This is a genomic window from Pollutimonas thiosulfatoxidans, assembly GCF_004022565.1.
In the GTDB taxonomy this organism is placed as follows: domain Bacteria; phylum Pseudomonadota; class Gammaproteobacteria; order Burkholderiales; family Burkholderiaceae_B; genus Pusillimonas_D; species Pusillimonas_D thiosulfatoxidans.
In genome coordinates, this window is sequence record NZ_CP022987.1 from 2545201 (window position 1) to 2570555 (window position 25355).

The 25355-nt window shown below is 60.7% G+C and carries 27 protein-coding genes; 7 read left to right on the forward strand and 20 right to left on the reverse strand.

What is annotated here, in order from left to right; all coding sequences use genetic code 11:
- Window positions 1-26: 26 nt before the first annotated feature.
- A complete protein-coding gene (locus CKA81_RS12365; protein WP_128355532.1) occupies window positions 27-1352 on the reverse strand; it encodes an aspartate aminotransferase family protein in 1326 nt (441 codons plus the stop codon).
- Between the two features lie 76 nt (window positions 1353-1428).
- On the opposite strand from CKA81_RS12365, the gene CKA81_RS12370 reads away from it, so the two are divergent.
- Together CKA81_RS12370 and CKA81_RS12375 are read left to right on the forward strand one after the other, a co-directional pair.
- On the forward strand, window positions 1429-2295 hold the full coding sequence (locus CKA81_RS12370; RefSeq protein WP_128355533.1) for a MurR/RpiR family transcriptional regulator: 867 nt from the start codon (window positions 1429-1431) through the stop codon (window positions 2293-2295).
- A 14-nt stretch (window positions 2296-2309) separates the two neighbouring features.
- Complete coding sequence (locus tag CKA81_RS12375) at window positions 2310-3326, forward strand: C45 family autoproteolytic acyltransferase/hydolase (RefSeq protein WP_128355534.1); 1017 nt, start codon at window positions 2310-2312, stop codon at window positions 3324-3326.
- Here CKA81_RS12375 and CKA81_RS12380 read toward each other — a convergent pair.
- The 8 genes from CKA81_RS12380 to CKA81_RS12415 form a co-directional block, all read right to left on the reverse strand.
- Window positions 3323-4183, reverse strand: a complete 861-nt coding sequence (locus CKA81_RS12380; RefSeq protein ID WP_128355535.1) for an N-formylglutamate amidohydrolase — start codon at window positions 4181-4183, stop codon at window positions 3323-3325. The genes CKA81_RS12375 and CKA81_RS12380 overlap by 4 nt on opposite strands.
- A complete protein-coding gene (locus CKA81_RS12385; protein WP_128355536.1) occupies window positions 4180-5199 on the reverse strand; it encodes an ABC transporter ATP-binding protein in 1020 nt (339 codons plus the stop codon). Before CKA81_RS12385 ends, CKA81_RS12380 begins: the two co-directional genes overlap by 4 nt.
- Window positions 5196-6221, reverse strand: a complete 1026-nt coding sequence (locus tag CKA81_RS12390) for an ABC transporter ATP-binding protein (protein ID WP_128355537.1) — start codon at window positions 6219-6221, stop codon at window positions 5196-5198. The genes CKA81_RS12385 and CKA81_RS12390 overlap by 4 nt, the downstream gene beginning before the upstream one ends.
- Before the next feature lie 9 nt (window positions 6222-6230).
- Window positions 6231-7124 (reverse strand): ABC transporter permease, encoded by an 894-nt coding sequence (locus tag CKA81_RS12395; protein WP_128355538.1) that lies wholly within the window; start codon window positions 7122-7124, stop codon window positions 6231-6233.
- Window positions 7121-8095 carry an ABC transporter permease gene (locus CKA81_RS12400; protein ID WP_128355539.1) on the reverse strand — a complete coding sequence of 325 codons (975 nt, stop codon included), beginning with the start codon at window positions 8093-8095 and terminating at the stop codon, window positions 7121-7123. Before CKA81_RS12400 ends, CKA81_RS12395 begins: the two co-directional genes overlap by 4 nt.
- 15 nt (window positions 8096-8110) lie before the next feature.
- Complete coding sequence (locus CKA81_RS12405) at window positions 8111-9691, reverse strand: ABC transporter substrate-binding protein (RefSeq protein ID WP_128355540.1); 1581 nt, start codon at window positions 9689-9691, stop codon at window positions 8111-8113.
- 353 nt (window positions 9692-10044) lie between these two features.
- Entirely contained in the window at window positions 10045-10356 is a 312-nt protein-coding gene (locus CKA81_RS12410) for a helix-turn-helix domain-containing protein (protein WP_128355541.1), read from the reverse strand.
- A complete protein-coding gene (locus tag CKA81_RS12415; RefSeq protein WP_228255855.1) occupies window positions 10283-10618 on the reverse strand; it encodes a BrnT family toxin in 336 nt (111 codons plus the stop codon). The genes CKA81_RS12410 and CKA81_RS12415 overlap by 74 nt, the downstream gene beginning before the upstream one ends.
- Window positions 10619-10860: 242 nt before the next feature.
- On the opposite strand from CKA81_RS12415, the gene CKA81_RS12420 reads away from it, so the two are divergent.
- Window positions 10861-11835, forward strand: coding sequence for a diacylglycerol/lipid kinase family protein (locus CKA81_RS12420; RefSeq protein ID WP_128355542.1), 975 nt, complete (start codon window positions 10861-10863; stop codon window positions 11833-11835).
- Window positions 11832-12638 (forward strand): metallophosphoesterase family protein, encoded by an 807-nt coding sequence (locus tag CKA81_RS12425; protein ID WP_128355543.1) that lies wholly within the window; start codon window positions 11832-11834, stop codon window positions 12636-12638. Before CKA81_RS12420 ends, CKA81_RS12425 begins: the two co-directional genes overlap by 4 nt.
- Window positions 12639-13011: 373 nt before the next feature.
- Here CKA81_RS12425 and lipA read toward each other — a convergent pair whose 3' ends face one another.
- From lipA to CKA81_RS12460, 7 genes are all read right to left on the reverse strand, one after another.
- Window positions 13012-14004, reverse strand: a complete 993-nt coding sequence (gene lipA / locus CKA81_RS12430; protein ID WP_128355544.1) for a lipoyl synthase — start codon at window positions 14002-14004, stop codon at window positions 13012-13014.
- Between the two features lie 65 nt (window positions 14005-14069).
- On the reverse strand, window positions 14070-14855 hold the full coding sequence (locus tag CKA81_RS12435) for an enoyl-CoA hydratase (protein ID WP_128355545.1): 786 nt from the start codon (window positions 14853-14855) through the stop codon (window positions 14070-14072).
- The gene (gene lipB / locus CKA81_RS12440) at window positions 14852-15529 is read right to left on the reverse strand and encodes a lipoyl(octanoyl) transferase LipB (RefSeq protein WP_128355546.1); all 678 of its coding nucleotides are present in this window, start codon (window positions 15527-15529) and stop codon (window positions 14852-14854) included. Before lipB ends, CKA81_RS12435 begins: the two co-directional genes overlap by 4 nt.
- Window positions 15530-15532: 3 nt before the next feature.
- Window positions 15533-15808 (reverse strand): DUF493 family protein, encoded by a 276-nt coding sequence (locus CKA81_RS12445; RefSeq protein ID WP_128355547.1) that lies wholly within the window; start codon window positions 15806-15808, stop codon window positions 15533-15535.
- A 15-nt stretch (window positions 15809-15823) separates the two neighbouring features.
- The gene (locus tag CKA81_RS12450; protein WP_128355548.1) at window positions 15824-16687 is read right to left on the reverse strand and encodes a D-amino acid aminotransferase; all 864 of its coding nucleotides are present in this window, start codon (window positions 16685-16687) and stop codon (window positions 15824-15826) included.
- Window positions 16688-16724: 37 nt separating this feature from the next.
- The gene (locus CKA81_RS12455; RefSeq protein ID WP_128355549.1) at window positions 16725-17981 is read right to left on the reverse strand and encodes a D-alanyl-D-alanine carboxypeptidase family protein; all 1257 of its coding nucleotides are present in this window, start codon (window positions 17979-17981) and stop codon (window positions 16725-16727) included.
- Window positions 17982-18051: 70 nt separating this feature from the next.
- Entirely contained in the window at window positions 18052-18696 is a 645-nt protein-coding gene (locus tag CKA81_RS12460) for an alpha/beta hydrolase (RefSeq protein ID WP_128355550.1), read from the reverse strand.
- Window positions 18697-18771: 75 nt separating this feature from the next.
- On the opposite strand from CKA81_RS12460, the gene CKA81_RS12465 reads away from it, so the two are divergent.
- Window positions 18772-19647 (forward strand): biotin--[acetyl-CoA-carboxylase] ligase, encoded by an 876-nt coding sequence (locus tag CKA81_RS12465; RefSeq protein WP_128355551.1) that lies wholly within the window; start codon window positions 18772-18774, stop codon window positions 19645-19647.
- Entirely contained in the window at window positions 19644-20483 is an 840-nt protein-coding gene (locus CKA81_RS12470; protein ID WP_128355552.1) for a type III pantothenate kinase, read from the forward strand. The genes CKA81_RS12465 and CKA81_RS12470 overlap by 4 nt, the downstream gene beginning before the upstream one ends.
- Before the next feature lie 13 nt (window positions 20484-20496).
- Here CKA81_RS12470 and CKA81_RS17100 read toward each other — a convergent pair whose 3' ends face one another.
- Window positions 20497-20670: a hypothetical protein gene (locus tag CKA81_RS17100; protein ID WP_164878392.1), complete on the reverse strand. Its 174-nt coding sequence runs from the start codon at window positions 20668-20670 to the stop codon at window positions 20497-20499.
- A 149-nt stretch (window positions 20671-20819) separates the two neighbouring features.
- Between CKA81_RS17100 and galU the strand changes: the two genes are divergently transcribed.
- Complete coding sequence (gene galU / locus CKA81_RS12475; RefSeq protein ID WP_128355553.1) at window positions 20820-21650, forward strand: UTP--glucose-1-phosphate uridylyltransferase GalU; 831 nt, start codon at window positions 20820-20822, stop codon at window positions 21648-21650.
- A 67-nt stretch (window positions 21651-21717) separates the two neighbouring features.
- Here galU and CKA81_RS12480 read toward each other — a convergent pair whose 3' ends face one another.
- From CKA81_RS12480 to waaC, 3 genes are all read right to left on the reverse strand, one after another.
- Complete coding sequence (locus CKA81_RS12480) at window positions 21718-22926, reverse strand: RNA-guided endonuclease InsQ/TnpB family protein (protein ID WP_128355554.1); 1209 nt, start codon at window positions 22924-22926, stop codon at window positions 21718-21720.
- Between the two features lie 119 nt (window positions 22927-23045).
- The gene (locus CKA81_RS12485) at window positions 23046-24368 is read right to left on the reverse strand and encodes a 3-deoxy-D-manno-octulosonic acid transferase (RefSeq protein ID WP_128355555.1); all 1323 of its coding nucleotides are present in this window, start codon (window positions 24366-24368) and stop codon (window positions 23046-23048) included.
- Window positions 24365-25354 carry a lipopolysaccharide heptosyltransferase I gene (gene waaC, locus CKA81_RS12490; protein WP_128355556.1) on the reverse strand — a complete coding sequence of 330 codons (990 nt, stop codon included), beginning with the start codon at window positions 25352-25354 and terminating at the stop codon, window positions 24365-24367. The genes CKA81_RS12485 and waaC overlap by 4 nt, the downstream gene beginning before the upstream one ends.
- Between the last annotated feature and the right edge of the window lies 1 nt (window position 25355).

Sequence of the window (25355 nt, forward strand, 5' to 3'; positions counted from 1 at the left end):
GGATATCCTTCTAAAAGAGGTGGAGCCTACGCCGGTAGTATTTGATTAACCGTCGCGGCAAAAGTGTTGACGATTTCGCTGATGTCGTCGGGCGTGCAAATGAATGGCGGGGCCAACAGCACGTGGTCGCCATGCACGCCGTCTATGGTGCCGCCCATGGGGTACATCATCAGGCCGTTCTGCATGGCTTGCTTCTTAAGCTTGGCATGCGTTTTCAGGGACGGGTCCAGCGTGGCTTTGCTGGCCTTGTCTTGCACGAACTCCACGCCCACAAACAGGCCGCGTCCGCGCACATCGCCCACATTGGGGTGGTTCGCAAAGACATCGCGCAGCTCGCTGCGTAACTGTTCACCGCGAGCCAACACATTGTCCAGAAGGTGGTCCCGCTCGATGACCTGCTGCACGGCCAGGGCCGCCGCACTTGCCGTCGCATGACCCATGTAGGTATGACCGTGCTGGAAGAAGCCGCTACCGGCCAGGATGGCGTTGTAGACCTTGCTGCTGGCGATCATCGCCCCGATGGGCTGATAACCGGCGCCCAGGCCCTTCGCGATAGTCAGGATGTCTGGCGCAATGCCGTCTTCGGCGCAGGCAAACAAATGGCCGGTACGCCCCATGCCCGACATGACCTCATCCAGGATCAGCAGCACGCCGTAGCGATCGCATACCTGGCGGATACGCTGCAGATACGTCTTAACCGGTGCGAGGGCCCCGGCCGTTGCACCCACCACTGTTTCAGCCACAAAGGCTGCCACGTTTTCGGGGCCCAGTTCCTGGATTTTGCTTTCGAGCTCTTGCGCGAGGCGCTCGGCGTACTGCTCTTCGGTTTCGCCGGCCAATTGATCGCGATACGGATAGCAAGGGGCCACGTGGTGCGCCGGCACCAGCAAAGGAAGAAACGGTGCACGCCGCCAGGCGTTGCCGCCTATGGCCAAGGCCCCCAGCGTGTTGCCGTGGTAGCTTTGCCGACGAGCAATGAAGTGCCGCCGCGTGTCCTGCCCTATTTCAACAAAATACTGGCGGGCCAGTTTCAGCGCTGCTTCGACGGCCTCGGAGCCGCCCGACACGAAGTAGACATGGTCCAGATCGCCCGGCGCACGCTGTGCGAGGAAGTCGGCCAGGTCTTCGGTGACTTGCGTGGTAAAGAACGACGAATGGGCGTAGGCGACGGCATCCAGTTGCGTCTTGATGGCACGGATGACATCCGGGTGGCCATGGCCCAGGCATGACACGGCCGCCCCGCCGGAGGCGTCGATATAGCCCTTGTTGTTTTGATCGTACAGCCGTATGCCCTCGCCCCTGACGGCGAAGTCCAGCTGTTGCTTGGGGTTGCGGTGAAAGACGTGTGTCATGGCGATAGGCCCGCTTGAGATTCAACAAATGTTTCTTGTATGATAGCTGATGAAACGAATAAATCAAGAGGCCGTTATGCCCCCGAACACGCTCGACGACCTGATAGACCGCATACAACACGACTTCGCGCAGCTGTCGCCCCAGTTCCAGATTGCCGCGCGATATTTGTTGGATTTCCCTGCGGAAGTGCCTGTGACCTCCATGCGCAGCATCTCGCGGCAGGCCGGCGTACAGCCAGCCACGCTGGTTCGACTGGCCAAGTCGCTGGGGTATCAGGGCTGGGACGAGCTTAGACAGATCTTTGTGCGCTCTTTACAACAGTCGCCGCGGCGCTATACCGAGCAGGCGCGCGAACTGGTCCGCAACAAGCGCCAAGCTGACGTCCTGGGCCGTGCCATTGCCATGCATGCCGACAACGTCCGCTTGCTGGAGCGGCTTAACGCCACCCGCCTGCCCGGCGCCGTACAACTGTTGGCCAAGGCTGGGCATGTCTACGTAGCAGGCTTTCGGGCTTCCTTCGCCCCCGCCTACACCCTGCACTATCTGTACCGGCTGTTTCGCTCCAGCGTATCGCTGTTGCGTGGCGACGCCGGGGGCCTGGAGCTGGAATTGCGCGCCATCGGCAAGCGTGACGTCGTGGTGGTCACCAGCTTTGCCCCGTATTCGCAGGAAGCCCTGCGCGTTTCCCAGGCTGCCCACGACGCCGGTGCCAAGGTATTGGCGATCTGCGATAGTATTGTGGCTCCGATCGCGCTTAAAGCCGATGCGGTGCTGGTGTTTGCCACCGGCACGCCTTCTTTCTTTCCCTCCAGCGCCGCCGCCGTCGCGCTGGTCGAGATACTGGTGGAACAACTGCTGGCCAAGGCCGGCAAACAAGCCATCGCCGGCCTGGAACGCGCTGAAACCCAATTGCATCAAACCGGTGCTTATGTGAACACCTGAGGTTACGAGTACGCATGCTGTCATTGATAGAGTTGTCGGGCTCACCCCGGCAAATGGGCCTGGCCATGGGCCGGTTTGGCGCCGAAGCAGCGCACAGGCATCTGACTGCCTCGCCGGCCTGGCGCAGCGTCACTGCCTTTCGCAATACCGATACCGCCAAACAAATGCTGTCCGCGGTAAAAGAAAGCTTTCCCGCCATCCACGAGGAACTACAAGGCCTGGCTGTGGGCCTGGACCTGCCCTTTGAAGATGTCTTCTTGTGGAATTGCCGAGGCGACTTGTGGTCCATGTCGCCCGACGGGTGCACGACCGTGCAACTGCCCTCAACCCAGAGCCTGCGCATCACCCACAACGAGGATGGCGATCCCGGTTTCGCAGGCTACTGTGGCTTGGGGCTGTTCCGGCCCGACCGCGGCCCGCGATTCGCATCCTTTTTATACCCCGCCTCGATACCCGGCCACACGTTCGCGGTGACGGCGCAGGGCTTGGCGATCACTGTCAATAATTTACGTTCACGGCAGATATCCGGCGGCGTACCCCGGATGGTGCTGACGCGTGCCTTGCTGGATCAAGCCGATCTGGACGCAGCGCTCGCAGTGCTTAACGATGCGCCCCGTGCCGGCGGCTTCCACCTGACCGTGGCACAGCGCGGACGCGACGATCTGCTTAGCGTGGAATTCAGTGCCCACGGCGTATCGGTGCTGCCCATACAGCAGCCCAGCCTGCATGCCAACCATTGCATCCATCCGGCCATGCGTGATCTGCCTCAGGTCATTACCGACTCGTCCCGGCACCGCCAGGAACGAGGCGATGCCATGCTTAATGGCAGCGATACGGATCCGCTCGCCATCCTGGCGGATCAGCAAAACAAGGCGTTTCCGATTTTTCGCAGCGAGCCTGACGACAGCGACAATGAAAACACCTTGGCCACAGCGGACATCCACATCCATGCCACCGAGGTGCGCTGGCAGGTACTGGAGCGCCCGGGGCAATCCGAGCGCTATAGCCTGATCGGGGCCGAACTGGCCTAAAGCAAAGACCGCACGAAGTCAGCCACCACCACACTTAGCTCGGCCAGGTCGCGTTGCAGGTTGCCGAAGTTCTCGGACTTCTCGTAGGTTTCCTCGTCCATGTACAGGCGTCGATTGACCTCGATCTGCAGGCTGTGGCGATTCTCGTCCGGCCTGCCCATGTGAGCGATCAGTGCGACACCCTTGAAGGGGTCGTTGCGCGTTACGGTGTAGCCCCGCGCCACCAGAAAGTCCTCGATGATGCCGACCAGGGTCGGATCGCAAGTCGTGCCGTCCCGATCACCGAGCACGAAATCAGCCAGGGGCTTGTCGGTCGGGATCTCCAGCATTTCGTATGAGTCGGAAGGCATGGAGTGCAAGTTCAGATGCCACACCACACCGAAACGCTCATGCGCAGCCTCGACATGTAGCCGCAGTGCATCGTGATAGGGCTGGTAATAGCTGCCGATGCGGTTCTCAACCTCGGCCACCCACAGCTTGCGGTCGTAAATGGGCTGCCTGCGCGCCAAATGCCATATCAGGCCATGCCCCAGACGCGACTTCTCGGTTGGGTGCAGCGTCGTCGTCCAGGGCTCGGCCAGGATGTTGGGGTCGATGTCGTCCACATCCCGGTTCGGATCAATGTAGGTGCGCGGAAAATTGGCCGCCAATAAGGTGGCTCCCAGCGAGGGCAGCGCTTCCCACAAGCTTTCCACATAAGTGTCTTCCCCGGAACGAAGCAGCGACGTGGGCAGGCACGATTGGAAATCGGCAGGATAAATCGTACCGCTATGCGGAGAATCGCAAATCAGGGGTATGGCGCTGGCGGTCGGCAAGGTAAGGACATACGGATCGAACTCGTCGTCGGCGAACTTCATGGTGTCTCCTCTAGCAGATGGCAGGCGCTACGGTGGCGCGTATCATTGTTTATGGCTTGCAGCAAAGGCCGTTCCACCTCGCAGCGCTTCATGGCGTATGGGCAACGCGGATGAAACGCGCAACCGGTGGGTGGGTCCAGCGGCGAAGGAAGTTCGCCGCGTATGGGATCGAAGTGGCGTCTATCGGTGCGCAGTTGTGGCAACTCTTTTATTAGCGCCCGGGTATACGGGTGCTGGGCGCGACTGAATATCGCATCCGTGCCGGCGATCTCGACTATGCGGCCCAAATACATGATGGCGACTCGATCCGAAATATGGCTGACCACGCCCAGGTTGTGGCTGATGAACAAATAGGTCAGATCGTACTCGCGCTGCAGCTGCATGAACAGGTTCAATACCTGCGCCTGTATGGACACATCCAGGGCCGCCACCGCTTCGTCACATACGATGACGGCGGGCTTTACGGCCAGCGCGCGGGCGATCCCGATGCGCTGCCGCTGGCCGCCCGAAAACTGATGCGGATAACGATAGCGATAGGCTGGGTCCAGACCCACCTTGCGCATCAGCTCGGCCACATAGGCTTCCTTGCCCGCACGCGTGGTCAGCCCATGCACCACCGCGCCTTCACCGATGATGTCGACGATACGCATGCGCGGGTTCAAAGAGGAATAGGGATCCTGGAAGATCATCTGCACTGCCAGCTCGTACTCGCGGCGCCGCGCTGCTGACAGGCCTGTGACGGCCTGCCCTTGATACAACACCGACCCGCCACTGGGCGGCAAAATACCGCTAAGCATGCGGCCCAGGGTGGTCTTGCCGCAACCCGACTCGCCCACGATACCGACTACCTCACCGGGCATGATGTCCAGGTCGACCCCGGCCACGGCTTGAACGACGCGCGGCTTATGTTGCCTGGAAAGCAAACCGGTCACCCGGTCCAGCAGCCCGACGGGCTGACGATAATGGCGCTGCACATCTCGCAGCGCCAGAATGGGCAGGCTGGCTTGCGTCGTCATGCCTGCACACCCTTATGCCAGCAACTGACCCAGTGGTCCGGGCCTACTTTTTCCAGGGCGGGGCTTTGTTCGCACTGCGCCGTTGCGCGCCTGCAGCGGGTTCGAAACGGACAGCCTTCGGGCAAATTCAGCAAGGAAGGCGTGGCGCCAGGAATCTGGAACAAGGGTTGGCCCCGGGTATGAATGGAAGGTATGGAGGCGATCAGGCCCTGCGTATACGGGTGCTGCGCCCCGCCGATGATATCGCCCGCGTTCCCTGTCTCGACAATGCGACCGGCATACATCACGGCCAGCCGGTCGGCCAGGCCCGAGACAATGGCCAGATCGTGCGTGATCCAGATCAGGGCGACGCCAGACTCGCGGCACAACTTCTGTACTTCGTACAGTATCTGGCCTTGTATGGTCACATCCAGCGCCGTGGTCGGTTCGTCCGCAATAACTAGCTTGGGTTCATTCAGCAAGGCGATGGCTATGGCGATGCGCTGTCGCATACCGCCCGACAACTGGTGCGGATAAACCAGCAGCCGCTCCTGCGGCGACGGTATGCCCACCATCCCCAATACCTGGATCGCCCGCTCGCGAGCCACCCCCCGCGACACCTTTCGATGCGCCTGCACGGCTTCGATCATCTGCGTGTCCACGCGCAGGGTGGGATTGAGCGTCATCATGGGATCTTGAAAGATCATCGCCATGTCGCGACCGCGAAGTTGCCGGTAATGCTCCGCCGACAACTGCTGCAGATCCAGCCCATTGAAGCGCAGGCGGCCGGCCTGTATGCGACCGGGATGGTCCACCAGGCCCATCAAGGAGAAGCCGGTAATGCTCTTGCCGGAGCCGGATTCGCCGACCAACCCAAGTATCTCGCCCTGCCGCAACTGCAGCGACACCCCGTCCACGGCTTTGACCACGCCCTGGCGCGTATGGAACCAGGTGCGCAAATCCTGCACGTCGAGCAGCAGTTCAGCGCCCTGGCTGTATTCGGCTGGGGCGTCCACTGGCTCATGCGACGTGTAAGTTGTCATGGCTGCCTGCTAGATCTCGTTGCGCGGGTTAAGGATGTCGCGCAAGTGGTCGCCCACCAGGTTAATGGCAACGACTACCAAGGCCAGCGCAATGCCCGGAAAGAATGAGATCCAGTAGTTCCCCGACAATAGAAACTCGAAGCCATTGGAAATCAGCATCCCCAGAGAGGGCTCGGTTACCGGCACTCCCACCCCCAGGAAAGACAGCGTTGCCTCCAGGGCAATCGCATGCGCCAGGTCGATGGTGGCGATCACCATCAGCGGCGGAATGCAGTTCGGAAAAATATGGCGCCACAAAATGCGATGCCATGACAGCGACATGCAGCGGGCCGCCTCGACATACTCGCGATTGCGCTCGACGATGGCAGCGCCCCGCGCCGCCCGGGCGAAGTAGGCCCATTGCACGGCGATCAGCGCGTAAATGACCTTGTCCACGCCTTTGCCCAGCACCGCCAGCAAAATCAAGGCAACCAGGATGGAGGGGAACGATAACTGGATATCCACAATGCGCATGAGCAAGGCATCGACGCGTCCGCCAAAGTACGCAGATATCAGCCCCACCGCCGTCCCGATGATGAAGGCAGCCGTCACCGATACAAAGCCCACGAACAAGCTGATCCGCAGGCCGTACAGGATGGCCGAAAAGATATCGCGCGCCTGCCCGTCGGTGCCCAGCCAGTAGGTCAGCGTGCCGTCCATATTGGTGCTGCCGGGCGGCATCTTGGAGTCCATGATGTCCAGGGTGGCGATATCGAAAGGGTTTTGCGGCGCGAACCATGGCGCAAAGATGGCCATGACCAGGCAAATGAACAGCAGCACCAAACCGAAGACGGCCAGCTTACTGGTCATGAACTGGGCGACAAACACGCGCCACAGGCTTTCGCGGGCTGCAACGGCGCTCATGAAGAGCCCTCCAGGCGCACCCGTGGATCCAGCACGGTGTAGCCAATGTCCACGATCAAGTTCAATAAGGCCAGGAAGACCACGGTAAGCATCAAATAAGCCACGACCACCGGCCGGTCCAGGGTAATGATGGAGTCGATCAACAGCTTGCCCATGCCCGGCCAAGTGAAGACCGTCTCGGTCACGACCGCAAAGGCAAACACCTGCCCATACTCCAGTCCGCCTATGGTGACGATAGGGATCATGATGTTCTTCAACAGGTGCACGCCCAGCACGCGCTTTTCGCGCAGCCCCTTGGCGCGTGCGAATTTGATGTAGTCCTGCGGCAGGCATTCACGCGTGGCCGCCCGCGTTACGCGGATGATCAATGCGCATTTGGCGGTCGCTATCGTGCTGGCCGGAAGGATGAGGCTTTTGAAGCCCTCCCAGTTGAAGACACTGAGCTCGATAGGACCGTAAGCCTCCACCGGCCCCCGCCCGCCCGCCGGCAGCCAGCCCAGCATGACGGCGAACAGCATGATCAACATCAGGCCCACCCAGAAATTAGGTAGCGAGAAACCCAACACCGAGCCCGTCATGATGCCCCTCGCGCCCACGCTGTCCGGCCTCAGGCCGGCGTAGATGCCCAGCGGCACGCCTATCAGTACGGACATCAGCATGGCCAGCGTGGCAAGTTCCAGCGTGGCCGGCATGCGTTCGAGAATCAGCCGCATGGCCGACTCGCCGGTCAGGAAGCTGGCGCCAAAATCAAGCTGGAAGGCCTTGGCAAGGAACAGGCCGTATTGCTGCCATAAGGGAAGATGCAGGCCCAGGGCCTGACGAATCTGTTCTCGCTGGGCGTCGGTAGCCTCGGGGCTGGCCAGCATCAGCACCGGGTCGCCGACCATATACAGGCCGGCGAACACCAGTGCCGACATCACCAGCACCACCACCACGGTTTGCAGCAAGCGACGAACGATAGCCGACAACACCTGGCCGACCGCCCGCTATTTTGCCAGCGTCATGTCTTGCGCCAGCGTCATCTGGTCGGCGCGGCCGCCATAGCGGACATCTTTCTTCATCGCCCACACCGAGAGTTCGAACTGCAATGGCAAGATGCCGTAATCGTCCATGACCATGGCGCCGGCCTGTTGCAACAGTTGCGCACGCTTGTCGTCATCCAGGGTTTGCGAGGCTTCCTGCACCAGCTTGTCCATCTCCGGGTTGGAGTATTTGCTCCAGTTGGTCGTACCCAGACCCTTGGTCGAGTCCTTGGTTACCACCAGCGAGGTCAGCGGGTTAAGCATCTCGCCAGAGCTGGCAGCCCACCCGGCCAAATAGGTGCTGAACGCGTAGGCGTTGCGCTGCTTGAAGAAAACGGGCGGCGCCATGGTCTGCACATCGGTCTTCACGCCGATGCGAGCCCACATGGCGGCAACCACCTGCGCAATGCGCTTGTCGTTGGTGTAGCGGCCATCGGGCGAGCCCAACGACAGGCTGAAGCCATCGGGGTACCCCGCCTCGGCCAGCAGCTTCTTGGCCTGCTCGGGATCGGCCGGCGCCACCTTCGAATACTTCTCGGACGTGCCAAAAGCCGGAAAGGCCAGCAAGTTGCCGGCGGGCAGACCGACCCCGTCCATCACACGCTCGACAATGGCCTTACGGTCGATGGCCAACGACAGCGCCTTGCGCACGCGCGGGTCCGTCAGCGGATTCTTGCCATCCGTGCCCGTCATGCCGGGCGGCACTTCGTCGCCCTGATTAAGCGCCAGATAAATGACCCGCACCGATGGCGTTTCCTGCACATAAAGCCTGTCGTCCTTCTTCAGCTGCGGCAGGTCATCGGTGGAGGGATCTTCAATTACGTCGACATCACCCGCCAGCAAGGCGGCCACCCGCGCGGCAGAGTTCGAAATAGGCCGATAGGTAACCTTGTCCCAGGCCGGCTTCTCGCCCCAGTAGTGCTCGTTGCGCTCGAAGATGATCTCGGCGCCCCGCTTCCACGACACGAATTTATAGGGGCCGGTGCCCACCAGGCCATCGCCGCGGTTAAGCTCGACGGTGGTCTTGCCCTCGGGTGCCGGGCCGGATGCCGCCTTGTGCGACATGATGGGAACCATGGACAGATTGGCCAGCAAGACCGGGGACGGCCCTTTGGTCGTGATGACCACCGTCATGGGATCGGGCGCCTCGACCTTGTCGACCGTACTCAGGTATAGCGAGTAGGAAGACGGGCTGTTGGGCACTTTTGGAACCCGATCGTAGGTAAAGAGGACATCCTGGGCGGTAAAGTCCGAACCATCAGAAAATTTGACACCGGGCCGCAGCTTGAAGGTCCAGACATTGCCGTCGACCGTCCATGATTCAGCCAGGGATGGCACGGGCTTGGCGGTGCCGTCCGTGCGCACCAATGGATCGAACAGGGTTTCGGACAACTGGGTATTGGGCGTCAGGGAGTGAAACTGAGGGTCCATGGAACTGGGCTCAGAGCGCAGCGCAATGGTAAGGTCGCGGGCCTGGGCGATGCCGGATAGGCACAGTACGCTGGCTGCCAGGGTTGCGATCAGGGTTTTGCTAAGTCGCTTCATGGTTATGCTGCCCTTTATATGATCTGTTGGACGGGTAAGCGGATAACTGGGCTTGCTGCTCGGAGCGCGATGCCGGGGGTGTGGCATGAAGGCAGTGTAGCGAGGAGGCGAACGGGGAATGATCAGTGTTTTCCCGATGAATGGTGAGCGGTTATTGCATGCTTGGGTTTGTTGGCTGGCTCTTTAAATGTGGGATTACTGTGGGTCGTGTTCTTAAGAAACAGCGGCGGCTGTGGCGGAGGCTGTGCCCGGCTTGACGCACACGGTCATGGCCGTTGGCCATGACTGCCCGGGCCAACAGCACTGGTCGGGGCGGTCGCCTCTGGGTTACTGGAAGATTTCAATAATGAAGCTTATCGAAGCGCGCTCAGACCGACTTCGGGGGCTTTGTCCAGAATGATAAGGAGCGCTTTGGCAGCGCCCGTGGGATATCGTCGACCCTGCTCCCAGTTGCGTATGGTATCCAGCGATACATGAATGCGACGCGCAAATTCCTTCTGGGTCAAACCCAAGCGCCGCCGCACATTTCGGGTGAACTCTGCGACGTCCCGGAGCGCAAGAAGTTCGTCCTCCCCGGCTTGGCGACGAATGTCATCTTCCGAAGTAGCGTCTACCCGCGCCGCATCGATGCGGCCCTTCGGGCGGTTCATAAAGCCCTGTTTCATAAGCCTTTACCTCTCGATAATTTGCCTTTCTGGCGGAGATGATCCGGATCCGGCCAGGCCTAATCGTGTATACGATGATGAAAAGTCTTCCTTCGATCCTTCCTAGAACCTGATAACGGCGCTCACGGTAGCCCCACCTTCGGTCTTCAACAATGATCTTGCCAAGGTCATCGAACACACGGCTTGCATAAGCGAAATCGAATCCACGCTGCTGATAGCACGTATCGCTCTTGCTTCCGTCCCATTCAAAACTTATTCTCATTGTAGTCCAATGAACGATGAAATGGTTATCTAGAATTGTTTGGATGAGTCTCACACGAGATTATTCCGGGCACAATTGTGCGAACCGCTCTGATAAAACAAGCCGCGTCAATCGACAAAGGTGGCTGCTGAGATAGGTGGGATTGTGAGCGTAGGGGAAGGCTGGGAATCATCGCCGTTTGCGGTGCGGCGTCCGGGAAACTACCATAAGCAATTGCATCGCGCGGTCATCTAACGGATCCTATGGAACCCACCCCACACGCAGTTGCACCACCACTGTTTTTCGTCATCAACGGTGGTTCAGGGCGCCCCAATCTGGACGCGGCCTGCGAGGCTATAGCATCCGCGATGCGTTTGGCGGGACGCAGCCACCATATATTCATCATCGAAAACGTCGCGGATCTGGATGCAACGATCCAAAAAGCAGCCGACGCGGCCAAGGAACAAGGCGGTGCCGTGGTGGCTGTGGGCGGAGACGGGACGATCAATGCGGTGGCAAGCGCCGCACTTGCCAGCGGTTGCCTGTTCGGCGCCATCCCTCAAGGTACGTTCAATTATTTTGGTCGTACCCATGGCATCCCTGAAGACATAGTGGCGGCTTTGCAGGACTTATTGGAGGGCCAGCCCTTGTCGGTACAGGTGGGCCTGGTGAACGACCGGGTCTTTCTGGTCAACGCCAGCGTGGGCTTGTATCCGGAGCTGCTTGAGGATCGCGAGCAATTCAAGCAGCGCTATGGCCGCAGCCGTGCCGTGGCCCTATGGTCTGCTCTTGTCACGGCGTTCGGCCAGCATCGATACCTGGAGATCGCACTGGAACAAAATGGCCAGCGTATGCATCTTCGAACCACGACACTATTTATTGGCAATAATCGCCTGCAACTGGAACAAGTCGGCATGCCACAAGCCGAGTCGGTAAAGCAAGGCCAGCTTGCAGCCATCGCGGTGAATCCCGTCGGAACCATGGCCATGCTCTGGCTAGCTGCGCGAGGCGCACTGGGAAAGCTGGCCGACGCCGACAACGTCACCGGCTTCAGCTTCCGAAATCTGACCGTCGTCCCGCTGGGCTTATGGCGAGGGATGCGCGGCTCTAATAAGCCGCCACGCAAGCATCGCATCAAGGTCGCCATTGATGGCGAGATTGTCTGGCTGCATGCGCCACTGGAGTTCCGCGTAGCGCCGGAGCGCCTGCTGTTGATCAAGCGTGGTGGCACGGCATGAAGGTAGTGCTACATATTTCGGACCCGCATTTCGGCACTGAACGCCCGCCTGTCGTCAAAGCCCTGGAACGCCTGGCGCAAGCGCAGCAGCCCAATTTGGTGATCCTGTCCGGCGACATCACACAACGCGCACGAAGGGCGGAATTCACAGCGGCGGGTTCCTTCATGGACCGGCTTGCCGCCCCTGCCCGCCTTGTCATCGCCGGCAACCACGACATCCCGCTGTTCGACCTTGCCACCCGTATACTGCGCCCCTACTCCCGCTACAAACGCATCTTCGGCTCCGACCTCGAGCCCATACATGAAAGCCCGGACCTATTGGCCATCGGCGTACGAACAACGCGCCGCTATCGGCATATCGAAGGCGAAGTCTCGGCCCGACAAATCGAACGCGTCGCCCAGCGCCTGCGGCAGGCCAGCGATCAACAACTACGCATAGTCGTAACCCACCAACCCGTGCACGTCACCCACGCTATCGACCAGGAGCACCTCCTGCGCGGCCACCAGCGCGCCATCAGCAAGTGGGCCGAAGCCGGCGTCGATCTCATCCTGGGCGGCCACATCCACCGACCTTTCATTCGCGCCCTGCATGACCATCTTCCGGGCCTGGCCCAACCGGTCTGGGCCATCCAGGCCGGCACCGCCGTGTCCGGACGCATTCGGCACGATTCCAACAACTCTGTAAATTTGATTCGCCACGGCTTTAATGGCATGTCCCGCCACTGCATCGTAGAGCGCTGGGACTACAACGACGATGCGACCGAGTTCACAATGGTCGACACCCACACAATAAGACGCTCATAAGCTCATAAGCTCATAAGCCCAGCCGCCGCGCCCGAAGAAACCTGTCAACCCGCACCTAACACAGGCAGAAGAAACGACGCCATCGCGCATCCATTCAACGCAGGCGGCTGTGGGTGGGGTTTGCGCTTGGCGGCTTATGGGCACGCCGCGAAACAGCGTTGTTCGGGGATTCAAGGGAGCAATTGCTTGAGCAACAAGCTTGTCGGGGCACTGCCCCGACGTTGCGAGTTTTGCGACCGCCCCGAACGGCGCTGTTTCGCGGGAAGTCATGGCCACAGGCCATGATCGTGCCCATCGAGCCAAGCGCAAACCCCACCCACAGCCGCCGTTTTAAGGACTCCGCCGCTACGACGAGGCGTGGTTCATAAGGACCTTAGGCAACCCCAGCATGCGAAGCCTGCTCATCCGCATGATACGAAGACCGCACCATCGCCCCAACCGCAGCATGCGTAAACCCCATCGCATAGGCCTCGCGCTCGAGCATCTTGAACACATCCGGATGCGGATAGCGCAGCACCGGCAAATGATGCGGCGAAGGTTGCAAATACTGCCCTATCGTCAGCATATCCACATTGTGCGCGCGCAGATCCCGCATCACCTCAAGGATCTCTTCGTCCGTCTCGCCCAGCCCCAGCATCAGCCCCGACTTCGTCGGAACCCCAGGGTGCAGCACCTTGAACTCAGACAGCAGCCTCAGCGAATGCTGATAATCTGAACCCGGCCTGGCCTGCTTATACAAACGAGGCACCGTCTCCAGATTGTGATTCATCACATCCGGCGGCCCTTCATTCAAAATACCCAGCGCACGATCCAGGCGCCCCCGGAAATCCGGTACCAGCACCTCGATTCGCGTGGACGGCGAGCGCTCGCGCACCTGACGGATGCACTCCACAAAGTGGGCAGCCCCGCCGTCGCGCAGATCGTCGCGGTCCACCGAAGTGATCACCACATATGACAGCTTCATGGCCGCAATGCTGCGGGCCAGGTTTGCCGGCTCGTCCACATCCAGGGGATCGGGCCGACCATGGCCCACATCACAGAACGGGCAGCGACGGGTGCATTTGTCGCCCATGATCATGAAGGTGGCCGTGCCTTTGCCGAAGCACTCGCCGATATTCGGGCAGGACGCCTCTTCGCATACCGTGTGCAGCTTGTGCTCGCGCAGTATCTTCTTGATGTCGTAAAAGCGCGAGCCAGGCGCCGCCGCCTTCACGCGTATCCAGTCGGGCTTTTTCAGGCGTTCGGCCTGCACCACCTTGATGGGAATACGCGATGTCTTGTCGGCCGCCTTCTGCTTTTGCGTGGCGTCGTAAGGGGCTGGGCGGACCGTGGGCTTGCGCACGGATGGCTGTTCAGCTGTAGTCATTAGGTTTCCTATGTCAGTGGCCATTTTAGCGCGCCGGTGTCCGGCCCCGCCAATGACCCTGCTTCTTACTTGCCTTTCCAGACCGGATGGCGCTTCTGCATGAAGGCGTCTATGCCTTCGGCCACGTCTTCGGCCATCATGTTTTCGGCCATGACCTTACCTGCGTAGTCGTAGGCGTCGCCCAGGCCCATACCCAACTGGCGTTTATACATGGCCTTGCCCGTGCGGACCGCAACTGGGCTCTTGCCGCAAATCGTCTGTACCAGGGCGTCGACTTCGGCGTCCAGTTGATCCGGCGCCACCGCGCGATTGATCAAGCCGTTGTCCACGGCGTCTTGCGCGCTGATGAACTGGCCGGTAATAAGCATTTCGAACGCTTTCTTGGCGGGCACATTGCGCATCAGCGCCACTGCCGGCGTCGAGCAGAAAAGCCCCACGTTGATGCCTGACACCGCGAACTTGGCAGTGTCGGCCGAGATGGCCAGGTCACAACTGGCTACCAGTTGGCAGCCGGCGGCCGTGGCGGTGCCATGCACCTTGGCAATAACGGGCACCGGCAGGTTCACAATGCTTTGCATGACGCGGCCGCAATTGGCAAATAACTGCTCGTAATAGCGCTGGTCGGGGTTGGCGCGCATTTGCTTCAGGTCGTGGCCGGCGCAAAACGCCCGCCCATTGCCTGCCAATACGACGCAACGTACCGAGTCGTCCTCGGCTATTGCCGCCAGCGCGCGCTGCAGCTCGTCGAGCAGGGCTTCGGATAAGGCATTGAATTGGTCGGGACGGTTAAGCGTCAGCGTGACGACGCCGTCGATATTCTCGACCAGCAAGGGGTTGGCTACTGTGCTCATGCGATTTCCTTGTGATGTTGTTCTTGATGGGCCACGGCCGCCTCAAAAGCGGCGATCAATCGCGCGCCCAGCAACTGGCCAACATCGTAAACGTTAGCCCGTATGCCACAGGTCCGCAAATCGACGGTCCGCAGGCCTTCGTATCCGCAGGGGTTAATCCCCAAAAAGGGCGACAGGTCCATATCCACATTCAAGGCCAACCCATGGTAGGCACAGCCCTGGCGCACCTTGATTCCCAGCGCGGCGATCTTGGCCAGGCTTGCCGGCTCGTTCGCCAACGCCATCGGCACGTAGACGCCCGGCGCACCGGGCTTGCGGCAACTGCCTTTTACTCCGAGCTCGTCCAGCAAAGCGATCAGGACGTCTTCCAGCAGCGCGACGTACTCTTTGACGAATAAATGGCGGCGGCGCAGGTCTATCAGGCAATAGGCGGTAAGCTGGCCAGGCCCGTGGTAGGTAACCTGCCCGCCCCGGTCACACCTCACAACGGGGATATCGCCGGCATTCAGAATGTGTTCGGGCTTGCCGGCCTGGCCCAAGGTATAGACCGGTGCATGCTCGACAAACCAGATCTGGTCGGGGGTGGCCTCGCTACGCATCTCGGTGAAGTCGCGCATGGCCTGCCACACTTCCAGATACGAGCTGGGCTGGCTGATCCAGCGGCAAGTGATCATGGCCTACAGAACAATGGACACCATATCGTGACCATGCAGGGCCTTGTATAGGGCATCAAGCTGTTCGCGCGACGTGGCACGCACCGTGAACGTCAGGCCAATATAGTTGCCGCTCTTGCTCGGCCGCATTTCGACCGTTGCCGGATCAAATGTCGGGTCGAACTCCATCACGATATCGGTCAATGTCTGGGCAAAGTCAGGCCGCGCGCGGCCCATGACCTTGATGGGAAAGTCGCTGGGATACTCGATAAGCGACTGCTCTGGCGGAATCTCTTGCATGGTGTACTCCGTGGTTCACAAGGCCGCTATTGCCTTGTCGTAACCAGCACGCAAGGCGGTGTATACGGGGCCGGCCTTGCCGGTGCCTACCGGCTTGCCGTTGTACGAGGTAATTGGCAAAAGCTCTTTCGTTGCTGACGACAACATCAGCTCGTCGGCCTCGTCGACTTCCTGCTGCGAAATGGGGCGGGCGTTGAAAGTAATACCCGCCTGTTCCGCGAGCTCTTCCAACAAACCATAGCGTATACCTTCCAGTATCAGATTGCTGCGCGGCGGCGCTAAAAGCACGCCGTCCTTGGCCACCCAAATATTGGCCGCCGAGCCTTCGCTGAGGTAGCCATCGCGAAACTGCAGCACATCGTCCACGCCGGCATCCACGGCATACTGCTTGGCAAGCACGTTGCCCAGCAAGGACACCGACTTGATCTCGCAGCGCAACCAACGGATGTCCGTCATGCCAACTGCCGAAAGCCCCTGCTCTCGCAATTCAGCCGTAGGACGCTTGAAGGGCGACACCATGCAAAACACGGTAGGTACGACCTTGTTCGGGAAAGCGTGGTCGCGCTTGGCTACCCCACGGGTAACCTGTATGTAGACCATGCAGTCGCCCAAGCCGGAGCGCGTGATCATGTCCAATACCAGCGCTTCCCAGTCGCTGCGCGACCGGCCGGTCTGGATGCCGATGGCGGCCAGGCTGCGCTCCAGGCGGGCCAGATGCCCGTCCATACGAAACGGCTTGCCGTTGTAGGCGGGCACGACATCGTAAATGCCATCGCCAAAAATGAAGCCGCGATCCAGCACGGATATCTTGGCATCACCCAGGCGAACGTAGTCGCCGTTCAGGTATACAACACTGTCGTTGTCGACATCAGCAATCATTGGTTGAACCTTCGTTGGAGCAGATTGGGCAGCAGGCCTATTCGAACATCAAGCGTACTTTGTCGACGATGCGTCCAAAGAAGCCGTCTTCAGGTACATCCTCCATGACATAGAGGGGATCCTGGCGCAATACCTTGCCGTCCAGCGACAAGGACACCGTGCCGACCTTGGTGCCTTTCTTCAAGGGCGCGATCAGCGGCTGCGTATATTGCGCAACGGGCTTGACCTCGGGACCCTTCCCGCGAGGCACGGTCACCCACGTGGCTTGTTCAGAGCCCAGCCCGACGGTATCGGCCTCGCCCTCCCAGACACGGGCGCTGACAGCCGGCTTGTCGTTATCGTAAAGCTTGATGGTGTCGAAGTTCTGGAAGCTCCAGTTCAGCAGCTTCAGGCTGTTTTCCGTGCGGGCCGCATCGCTGGCAGCGCCGACAATTACCGAGACCACACGGCGGCCATCGCGCAGCGCCGTAGTGACCAGGCAATACCCTGCCGACTGCGTATGACCGGTTTTCAATCCATCTACAGTGGGGTCGGTCCAGAGCAGCCGATTGCGGTTGTTCTGCTTGATGTTGTTGTAGGTGTATTCCTTCTGACTGTAATAGTGCAGATACTGGGGGAAATCAGTGACCAGATTCTTGGCGATGATGGCCAGGTCGCGCACCGTCGTCAGATGGGTAGGGTCAGGCAGGCCGGTGGAGTTCACGAAGTGCGTGCCTTCGAGGCCTTGGCGAGCGGCTTCTTCGTTCATCAGCGCCGCGAAGGCGGCTTCGCTGCCGGCAACCGCCTCGGCCAGCGCCACCGACGCGTCGTTGCCCGACTGCACAATAATGCCTTGCAAGAGTTCATCCACCGTCACCTGCGAGTTGGGCTTGATGAACATGCGTGAGCCTTCGGTCCGCCAGGCATTTTCAGAAACATGTACCTTTTGATCCAGCGCGAGGCGATTGCCTTCCAGCGCCTGAAATATCACATAAGCGGCCATCAGCTTGGTCAGGGAGGCCGGCTCGACTGATTGATTCGGATTTTGCGTGGCGATAATCTGCCCGCTGTTCACATCCAGCGTCAGCCACGCCGTGGCGGTCAGGTTGGGCGCAGGCACGGCGGCCAGCTCGCCCACTGCAGTTACCGGCCCCGAAGCGGGCGTAACCATGGCGGCAGCAGGCGCGGCGGGGGCGGCGGGGGCGGCGGCGTCCTGCGCAAACGACAGGGTTGGCGCCATGGCCAGCGCCATGGCGACCACCAGGGGAGAAAGATAATGGCGATGTATGGGAAGACGCAGTTTATTTAGTGGCATTGGCAATAGAGGAGTAAGGGTGCTGCGGGTTCGAGCCGCATGGGCGAAGGTTTCTATACTAACTGCTGGCTTAAATGGATGCCAGCCGCTGCTGCACCAAGGCCTTCAAGGTAACAAGTTTTCCATGGAAAAAGTGGCTGGCGTCCGGAATCACCACCATCGGCAACTCGCGCGAGCGCGCAAAATCCATGGCCTCTGACAAAGGCACGACCTCGTCTACCTCGCCGTGCACCAGGAAAGTGTGGTCAGGGACGTCAATATCGCGAAACTTGAAGCGATCTACCGCCGAGCCCACCAGCATCAAGGCATCAGGCAGCTTTTGCGATTCGGCTTTCAGTGCAGAATAAAGCTGGGCGGCTACCGACGTACCGAACGAAAAGCCGGCCAGCACGAACTTGCCCGCGGCAGCCTCGGGATACTGCTGCGCAAACTGGGCAACCAGCTGCTGCATATCGGTGGTCTCGCCCTTGGCGGCATCGAACTCGCCTTCCGAGCTTCCTACCCCCCGGAAATCGGGTCGCAGGGCCATCAGGCCACGTTCAACACAGGCCCGGGCAATGGTCGTGACGATTTTGTTGTTGCGCGCCCCGCCGTGCAGCGGGTGTGGGTGCAACACCAGTGCCCAGCCCAGCGGCGGGTCCATCGGCAGGTCGAGCGCACAATCAATGGCGCCCGCATCGCCCTGGAAGGTTATTTTCTCGGTACGAGCAAGCATGAGTTAGATTGAGTTATAAACAAAGGCCCGCCCATTTTACGCCACACTGGTTTTTCCACCGATTGCGCCGCAACCATGATCGCCACACCGCCACAGCCCCTGCCCGATCCCAGTCACTTGGCGGCCGACCTTGCCGCTGCGCTACCGGCGTTCAAACAGGTGCAATGGGTACAGACCACCGACTCGACCAATGGCGATTTGCTTGCCATGGCGCGCGCCGACCGGGGCCCGCAGGCACGGCCGTGGCTGCTGGGCGCGCATTTGCAAGAGCGTGGACGCGGGCGGGCCGGTCGCCGCTGGCAAAACCGGCCAGGCGCCAATTTGATGTTCTCTTGCGCGTTCGATGTATTCCTGTCGCCACGACAGCTGCCAGCGCTATCGCCGCTGGCTGGCTTGGCTGCCTGCGAAGCGCTGCGCGAACTGATTACGCCGGAGCAGCGGCTGCACATGGCCATGAAATGGCCTAACGACGTGCAATGGAAACGCGCCAAGCTGGCGGGCATTCTTGTAGAGCTGACTCGGGCCGGCACCTCGCGCCTGTCCAACGACCACTATGTGGCCATTATCGGCATGGGCGTAAACCTGGACGACGCACGGGCCCTCAGCCAGTCCCTCAACCGGCAAATTGCCGATTGGGCCGAGGTTGCGCGCGACGACCCCGGCGCGGCAACTGCCACCCCCGTTGACCTTGTATCGCGCATCGCCATGGCCTGGTATGACAGCCTGAACCAGGTCACGGCCCACGGCTTTGATGCCATCCCCGAGCGCTATGCCCATGTGGATGCCTTGGCCGGCCAACACATCAATGTGCTCGACGATGGCCGCATCCTGCAGGCTGGCATTGCCTGCGGCGTGAACACGTTTGGGCAACTGATGTTGCGCACGCCGTCCGAAGAAATACCGATCTCCATCGGCGAGATCTCGGTCCGACCACAGACGGCGCTGCCATGAAACTGCTTTTGGACCTGGGCAACACGCGCATCAAGGCCGGATGGATCGTATCCCAATCGGGGCAGCGCGAAGATCGGGCGCTGGCATTCGCCCATGCCGACCTGAAACAACTGCGGACCTGGCTACGCGAAATCGCCGCCGGGCCAACCGCCGCCACAGCCGCGCTGGGCGTCAATGTAGCCGGATCGGCATTGGCGCATGCGCTGGACGAGATGCTGGCTGAAGAACTGGGCATACCCATACGCTGGGTGTGCAGCAGCGCATCGGCCGGCGGGATCCTCAACGCCTATACCCAGCCCCAGCAATTGGGCGCAGACCGCTGGGTTGCCATGATAGGTATGGCGCAGCGCGCCCTTGCGCGGCCCGTCCTGCTTGCCACCTTTGGCACCGCCACCACCATCGACACGCTTGGGCTGGACAACAGGCAGCACGACACCATGCCAACCTTCAGGGGCGGTCTGATCTTTCCCGGCCCCGCCTTGATGCGTTCATCGCTGGCGGCCGGCACCGCCAATTTGCCTGCGGCAGACGGCGCCGTCGCGCCTTATCCGACGGACACCCATCAGGCGATCAGCACCGGCATCGCGGCCGCGCAGGCGGGGGCCTTGTTGCGTCAGTGGCGTGTAGGCTTGTCGCATTATGGCCAGGCGCCACAGGTCTATGTGTCGGGCGGCGGCTGGCCGATGGTTCAGGAAGAAGTGCAGCGCCTGTTGTCCCGGGCACGCAGCGATCTGGGCATGCCGCCTGAGAATGCGGGCTTCATCGCTTCACCGGTACTGGATGGGCTGGCGCGGCTGGCCAGCGATGCCAGCCTCATGCGCGATTGCAAGACCTGACCCCAGCCCTGCCTTAGCGCCGCACGATGTCCGATTGGGGCGCACCCAATGTGATCGCTTGTTGATTGCGTTCGTTCAGGGCGCGCGGCTCGCGGCCGGCTTCGCTGGGCAGGGGGCCGAACAGCCCCTGGCCAAAGACCAACAAGGCAAGGTTTGCCAGCAGAATCAATAAAAACAGGGCACGCATGAGCATCGCTTCGAAGGGGATATCAATAGTGTAATGCAGCCGCCGCAGCGCGGATGGGTACGAAGTTTGCTAGTGACCTGCCGCCGGCCCGCCGTCGCGCGGCGCTATTGACGTATCATCCCCTCCTCCGATTGCAATAAACATACAACATGAAGCCAATTCGCAAAGCTGTTTTCCCCGTTGCGGGCCTGGGCACCCGATTTCTTCCGGCCACCAAGGCCATGCCCAAAGAAATGCTTCCCATCGTCGACAAGCCGCTGATTCAGTATGCCGTCGAGGAAGCCATCGCTGCCGGCATCACCGATCTTATCTTCATCACCGGACGCAACAAGCGGGCTATCGAAGACCATTTCGATAGCGTGCCCGAACTGGAAGCGCAACTGGAGGCCAAGGGCAAACACGACTTGCTGGAGATCGTCCGCAATGTCATCCCCAGTAATGTGAATTGCATCTATACGCGCCAACCTGCGCCATTGGGGCTAGGCCATGCGGTGCTGTGCGCGGCCCCCATCGTGGGCAATGAGCCTTTTGTGGTCCTGCTTGCTGACGACTTGATCGACGCCAAAACATCGGTCACCCAGCAACTGGTCGAGGCGGCGCATTGCCAGAACGGCAGTGTCATCGCCATCCAGGACGTCGAACGCGAGCACACTGACCGCTACGGCGTTATTTCCGGCGACGCCGTCAACGACAAGACCATGCGCATGACCGGCATCGTCGAGAAGCCGGCCCCGGCCGACGCGCCGACGACGCTGGCTGTGGTCGGGCGCTACGTGCTCGAACCGGAGATCTTCGAGCATCTGCGTCAAACCCAGGCCGGCGTTGGCGGCGAAATTCAACTGACGGACGGCATTGCCAGCCTGCTGCAAGCGCGAGCGGTGTTCGGACTGCAGTATGAGGGCGTGCGTTACGACTGCGGTAGCAAAGAGGGCTTCTTCCAGGCCACGCTAGAGCTGGGCCGCAAATACCACGGGCTTTGACATCCTCCCCTCCCTCTCGCTGACGCTTGTCGCCTGAAGGCGAAAAGGAAGGGGATTCCTACCGTGTTCAGCCCACCGGGGCTGACTCACCTCGACGGGTTCCTGCTGCTGGCGGCCTGACTGCACCACTCACTTCACAGGCGAACCGGGCGTGTCCCGCCCTTAGAACATTGATCGCGCCGACCAGATCGGCGTTTTCCTCGAAGCCGCACCCCATGCAAGCGAACTGCGCTTGCGTCTGGCGATTGTCCTTCGACCCATGCCCACAAGCTGGACAGGTTCGACTGGTGTTCTGAGGCGGCACTGCGATGAGATAACCGCCGTTCCACGCCAGCTTGTAGTCCAGCTGGCGGCGGAACTCGAACCAGCCCTGGTCGAGGATGGCTTTGTTCAGGCCGGACTTGGCCCGCACGTTCTTTCCCGGCGCATCGGTGTTGCCTGCCGCCGACTGGCTCATGTTGCGCACCTGCAAATCCTCGATACACACCATCGCGTGGTTTTGGCTGATCGTGGTCGTGGCTTTGTGCAGGTAGTCGCGGCGGGCGTTCTTGACGCGGGAATGGATTTTCTGGACGCGGGTTTTGGCTTTCTTCCAGTTGTTGCTGAACTTGGTTTTGCGGCTCATGGCCTGCTGCGCTTTGCGCAGCGCCGTTTCATGCCGCTTGAAACTGTTGAGCGGTTCGAAATGGCTGCCGTCGCTCAAGGTGGCGAAACGAGCAATGCCCATGTCGATGCCCACTGCCGTGGTGGACTGCGGCAAGGGCTGCTCGACCTCGCGCTCAGTCTGGATCGACACGAACCACTTACCGCCCGACAGGCTCACGGTGACGTTCTTCACCGTGCCCAGCACTGTCCGGCTGTTGCGATAACGCAGCCAGCCAAGTTTGGGTAGGAAAATCTGACTATTGGCTTGGTCGAGTTTGATACCCTGCGGATAACGGAAGCGGTCGGATTGTCCCTTTTTCTTGAATCGCGGAAAGTCGGCACGTTTCTCGAAGAAGTTGACGTAAGCACGTTCCAGATCTTTCAGCGCCTGCTGCAAGGATTGACTGGGCGTGTCTGACAACCAAGCGGTTTCAGCCTGCCTTTTCCAGGCGGTCAGTTCCTTGCACAACCGCGCATAGCCAAGCTTTTTTTCGCCTTGCTCGTGGCGTTGCTTCTGCAATGCCAGCGCCCTGTTGAAGACAAACCGACACGAACCGACAAAACGACGCATTTGCCGTTGTTGCCGACCGTTGGGCATCAGTTCATATTTGAAGGCTTGGAGGCGTTGCATCTTTACGGGCTGGTTATATATACAGCATAATTATAGGACGGCTGCGCCGTCCGCGCTATTCATCCCTGACGTGAACGACAGGGCTTTCCACGCAACCAGGTAAAAGGCAACGCGACTTTTTATTTCCCGATTTCGTTCAGGCCGGCAACAACGCGGGCCACCGCACCCGTATGTTTTTGCACCCAGTGCGTGGCCGCGTCGCTCATGCGGCTCATGCGTTGCGCATCGTCTATCAGTTGCAAGGCCGCCTGAACGGCGGCTGGCGCATCAGCCACGCGCAGCGCAGCGCCCTCATGCAAGGCATCGGCCACAGCCTGTTCAAAATTGCGGGTATGCGGTCCGACGATGACCGGCCGACCGACCGCGCAGGCTTCGATCAGGTTTTGGCCGCCCAAGGGCTCGAAACTGCCGGCCACGATGGCCACCTGGCACAAGCCGTAGTACCAGGCCATTTCGCCCAAGGTATCTCCCAGCAGCACGGCTGCGTCTCCGCAGGTGTGCAAGGCCGTCGAACTGCAATCGCCCGCCTCGATCAGTGCTGAGCGACGCGTAAATGGCAAGCCTGCCTCGCGCAGCTTGTCGGCCGCCTCGTCGAAGCGCTGCGGGTGTCGCGGAATAATGCAGAATAAAACCCGCTCGGACAAGTCTGTGCCTTGGGTGCGTGCACGCTTCAATTGCCGGCTGATGGCACGGATAAACAGATCGTCCTCGCCCTCACGGGTGCTGGCAATGACGATGACCTTGCGAGACAGGCTGGCGGCGAACTGCTGTCCGCGCTTGACCTTGTCAGCCGGCAAGGAAACATCGAACTTGAAGTTGCCCGAGACTCGTACCGCGCTGGCGCCGGCCTGCTCCAGCCGCTGAGCATCTTGCAGGGTCTGCGCAAAGATGGCGGAGAAACTGCCATAGGCCTCTTGCATGATGCTGCCGGCGCGCAAGCTGCTGCGCAAGGCATTATCCGAAAACCGGGCGCTGGCCAGCATCATCGGTACCTTGCACTGCTTTGCCGACGCAATCAGGTTGGGCCAGACCTCGCGTTCAACCAACACCCCGGCGCGCGGCCGGTAATGCGCCATGAAACGCCGCGTGCTGCCCGGAAAGTCGTAAGGCAGCCACTGCTGAATCAACCTGCCCTCGGCGATGGCCGACGCGAAGGCGCGCGCGCCCTCATCTTTACCCGTGACCGTCATGTGCGTCAGCAGAACGCTGTCGCCGCCATCCAGCAAAGCCTGCACCAGCGGCTGTGCCGCGCGCATCTCGCCCAGGCTTACGGCGTGCACCCACACCGGCGAGCGCAGCGGACTGGGCTGTCGATAGTGCCCGAAGCGCGCGCCGCCGCATACATCCCACTGCCCTCCGGAACGACGCGCACGCAATGCCATCCAGCCCAACAGGCCGGGCGACAACAATCGGATAAGCGCGGTGTAAATGAAACGGTTCAAGAATGATTGCCAATGGATCGATGGGTCGATTCGTCGAACGCCAGCGCCTGCTCTACTGCACTGAGGACTGTTTCTGCGGACGGCGCACTGCCGCGCTCGCCCAGGCTGGCGGTATAAGCAGGCCCTTCCAGCGGTGTGCGCACCGGCGTGGAGGCCTTGTAGATACCTATAGTAGGACGACCCAGCCCAGCGCACAAATGCGTCAGGCCGCTATCGAGGCCGACCATGATGCGGGCGCCGGCCAGCACGCCAGCCACTTCCGTCAGGCTCATGCGGGGCAAAACCTGCGCCCTGCTGTTGCCCGCCACCAGGCTTTGCGCGCGTTTGGTTTCCTCAGGGCTGCCCGACAACAGTTTCAGGTCCAGATCATGCTCGTGCAAGCGTTCGAATACCCGCTGCCAATCATCCTCCGGCCACAGCTTGTCATCACGACTGGCCGAAGGCATGATCACCGCATAGGGCTGGATTTCGACCCCGTCCGTAATCGCCTCCAGGCCAAAGTCCGGCTTGCCGGTATAGGTGTAACCCAACGCGGCGGCAGCCAATTCGCGCTGTCGCGTGACCGCCGGCTGCCAAAAATTGACAGTATGCTTTACATGGTAGAACAAGGAGGCCAGCGGCTCACGGGCCGATTGCCTGTCCAGCCCGTGGCGTACCCCCTGCGTTTGTCGAACCAGCCACACCGACTTCATCAGCGCCTGCATGTCCAGCACGATGTCATATTGCCGGGCACCCAGGTTGTTGCGCAATGCGGTCCGGGCTGCGCGGGTTTCTGCCGACCACCAATGCTTGCGCCAGCGGCGGTGTGCCACGGGTATCACTTCGTTGACGGCAGGATGCCAGGCGGGGATCTCGGCAAAGCCCTCTTCGACGATCCAGTCGATCTGGGCGCCCGGCACATGCAAGGCAATGTCCGATATGGCCGGCAACATGTGCACCAGGTCGCCCAGCGAAGACGTGCGGACAATCAGGATCTTTTTTGTCATG

Bases quoted from the DNA above. Each gene is read 5' to 3' on its own strand.
- CKA81_RS12365 (WP_128355532.1), bottom strand. From the start codon at position 1,352: ATGACACACGTCTTTCACCGCAACCCCAAGCAACAGCTGGACTTCGCC.
- CKA81_RS12370 (WP_128355533.1), top strand. From the start codon at position 1,429: ATGCCCCCGAACACGCTCGACGACCTGATAGACCGCATACAACACGAC.
- CKA81_RS12375 (WP_128355534.1), top strand. From the start codon at position 2,310: ATGCTGTCATTGATAGAGTTGTCGGGCTCACCCCGGCAAATGGGCCTG.
- CKA81_RS12380 (WP_128355535.1), bottom strand. From the start codon at position 4,183: ATGAAGTTCGCCGACGACGAGTTCGATCCGTATGTCCTTACCTTGCCG.
- CKA81_RS12385 (WP_128355536.1), bottom strand. From the start codon at position 5,199: ATGACGACGCAAGCCAGCCTGCCCATTCTGGCGCTGCGAGATGTGCAG.
- CKA81_RS12390 (WP_128355537.1), bottom strand. From the start codon at position 6,221: ATGACAACTTACACGTCGCATGAGCCAGTGGACGCCCCAGCCGAATAC.
- CKA81_RS12395 (WP_128355538.1), bottom strand. From the start codon at position 7,124: ATGAGCGCCGTTGCAGCCCGCGAAAGCCTGTGGCGCGTGTTTGTCGCC.
- CKA81_RS12405 (WP_128355540.1), bottom strand. From the start codon at position 9,691: ATGAAGCGACTTAGCAAAACCCTGATCGCAACCCTGGCAGCCAGCGTA.
- CKA81_RS12410 (WP_128355541.1), bottom strand. From the start codon at position 10,356: ATGAAACAGGGCTTTATGAACCGCCCGAAGGGCCGCATCGATGCGGCG.
- CKA81_RS12415 (WP_228255855.1), bottom strand. From the start codon at position 10,618: ATGAGAATAAGTTTTGAATGGGACGGAAGCAAGAGCGATACGTGCTAT.
- CKA81_RS12420 (WP_128355542.1), top strand. From the start codon at position 10,861: ATGGAACCCACCCCACACGCAGTTGCACCACCACTGTTTTTCGTCATC.
- CKA81_RS12425 (WP_128355543.1), top strand. From the start codon at position 11,832: ATGAAGGTAGTGCTACATATTTCGGACCCGCATTTCGGCACTGAACGC.
- lipA (WP_128355544.1), bottom strand. From the start codon at position 14,004: ATGACTACAGCTGAACAGCCATCCGTGCGCAAGCCCACGGTCCGCCCA.
- CKA81_RS12435 (WP_128355545.1), bottom strand. From the start codon at position 14,855: ATGAGCACAGTAGCCAACCCCTTGCTGGTCGAGAATATCGACGGCGTC.
- lipB (WP_128355546.1), bottom strand. From the start codon at position 15,529: ATGATCACTTGCCGCTGGATCAGCCAGCCCAGCTCGTATCTGGAAGTG.
- CKA81_RS12445 (WP_128355547.1), bottom strand. From the start codon at position 15,808: ATGCAAGAGATTCCGCCAGAGCAGTCGCTTATCGAGTATCCCAGCGAC.
- CKA81_RS12450 (WP_128355548.1), bottom strand. From the start codon at position 16,687: ATGATTGCTGATGTCGACAACGACAGTGTTGTATACCTGAACGGCGAC.
- CKA81_RS12455 (WP_128355549.1), bottom strand. From the start codon at position 17,981: ATGCCACTAAATAAACTGCGTCTTCCCATACATCGCCATTATCTTTCT.
- CKA81_RS12460 (WP_128355550.1), bottom strand. From the start codon at position 18,696: ATGCTTGCTCGTACCGAGAAAATAACCTTCCAGGGCGATGCGGGCGCC.
- CKA81_RS12465 (WP_128355551.1), top strand. From the start codon at position 18,772: ATGATCGCCACACCGCCACAGCCCCTGCCCGATCCCAGTCACTTGGCG.
- CKA81_RS12470 (WP_128355552.1), top strand. From the start codon at position 19,644: ATGAAACTGCTTTTGGACCTGGGCAACACGCGCATCAAGGCCGGATGG.
- CKA81_RS17100 (WP_164878392.1), bottom strand. From the start codon at position 20,670: ATGCGTGCCCTGTTTTTATTGATTCTGCTGGCAAACCTTGCCTTGTTG.
- galU (WP_128355553.1), top strand. From the start codon at position 20,820: ATGAAGCCAATTCGCAAAGCTGTTTTCCCCGTTGCGGGCCTGGGCACC.
- CKA81_RS12480 (WP_128355554.1), bottom strand. From the start codon at position 22,926: ATGCAACGCCTCCAAGCCTTCAAATATGAACTGATGCCCAACGGTCGG.
- waaC (WP_128355556.1), bottom strand. From the start codon at position 25,354: ATGACAAAAAAGATCCTGATTGTCCGCACGTCTTCGCTGGGCGACCTG.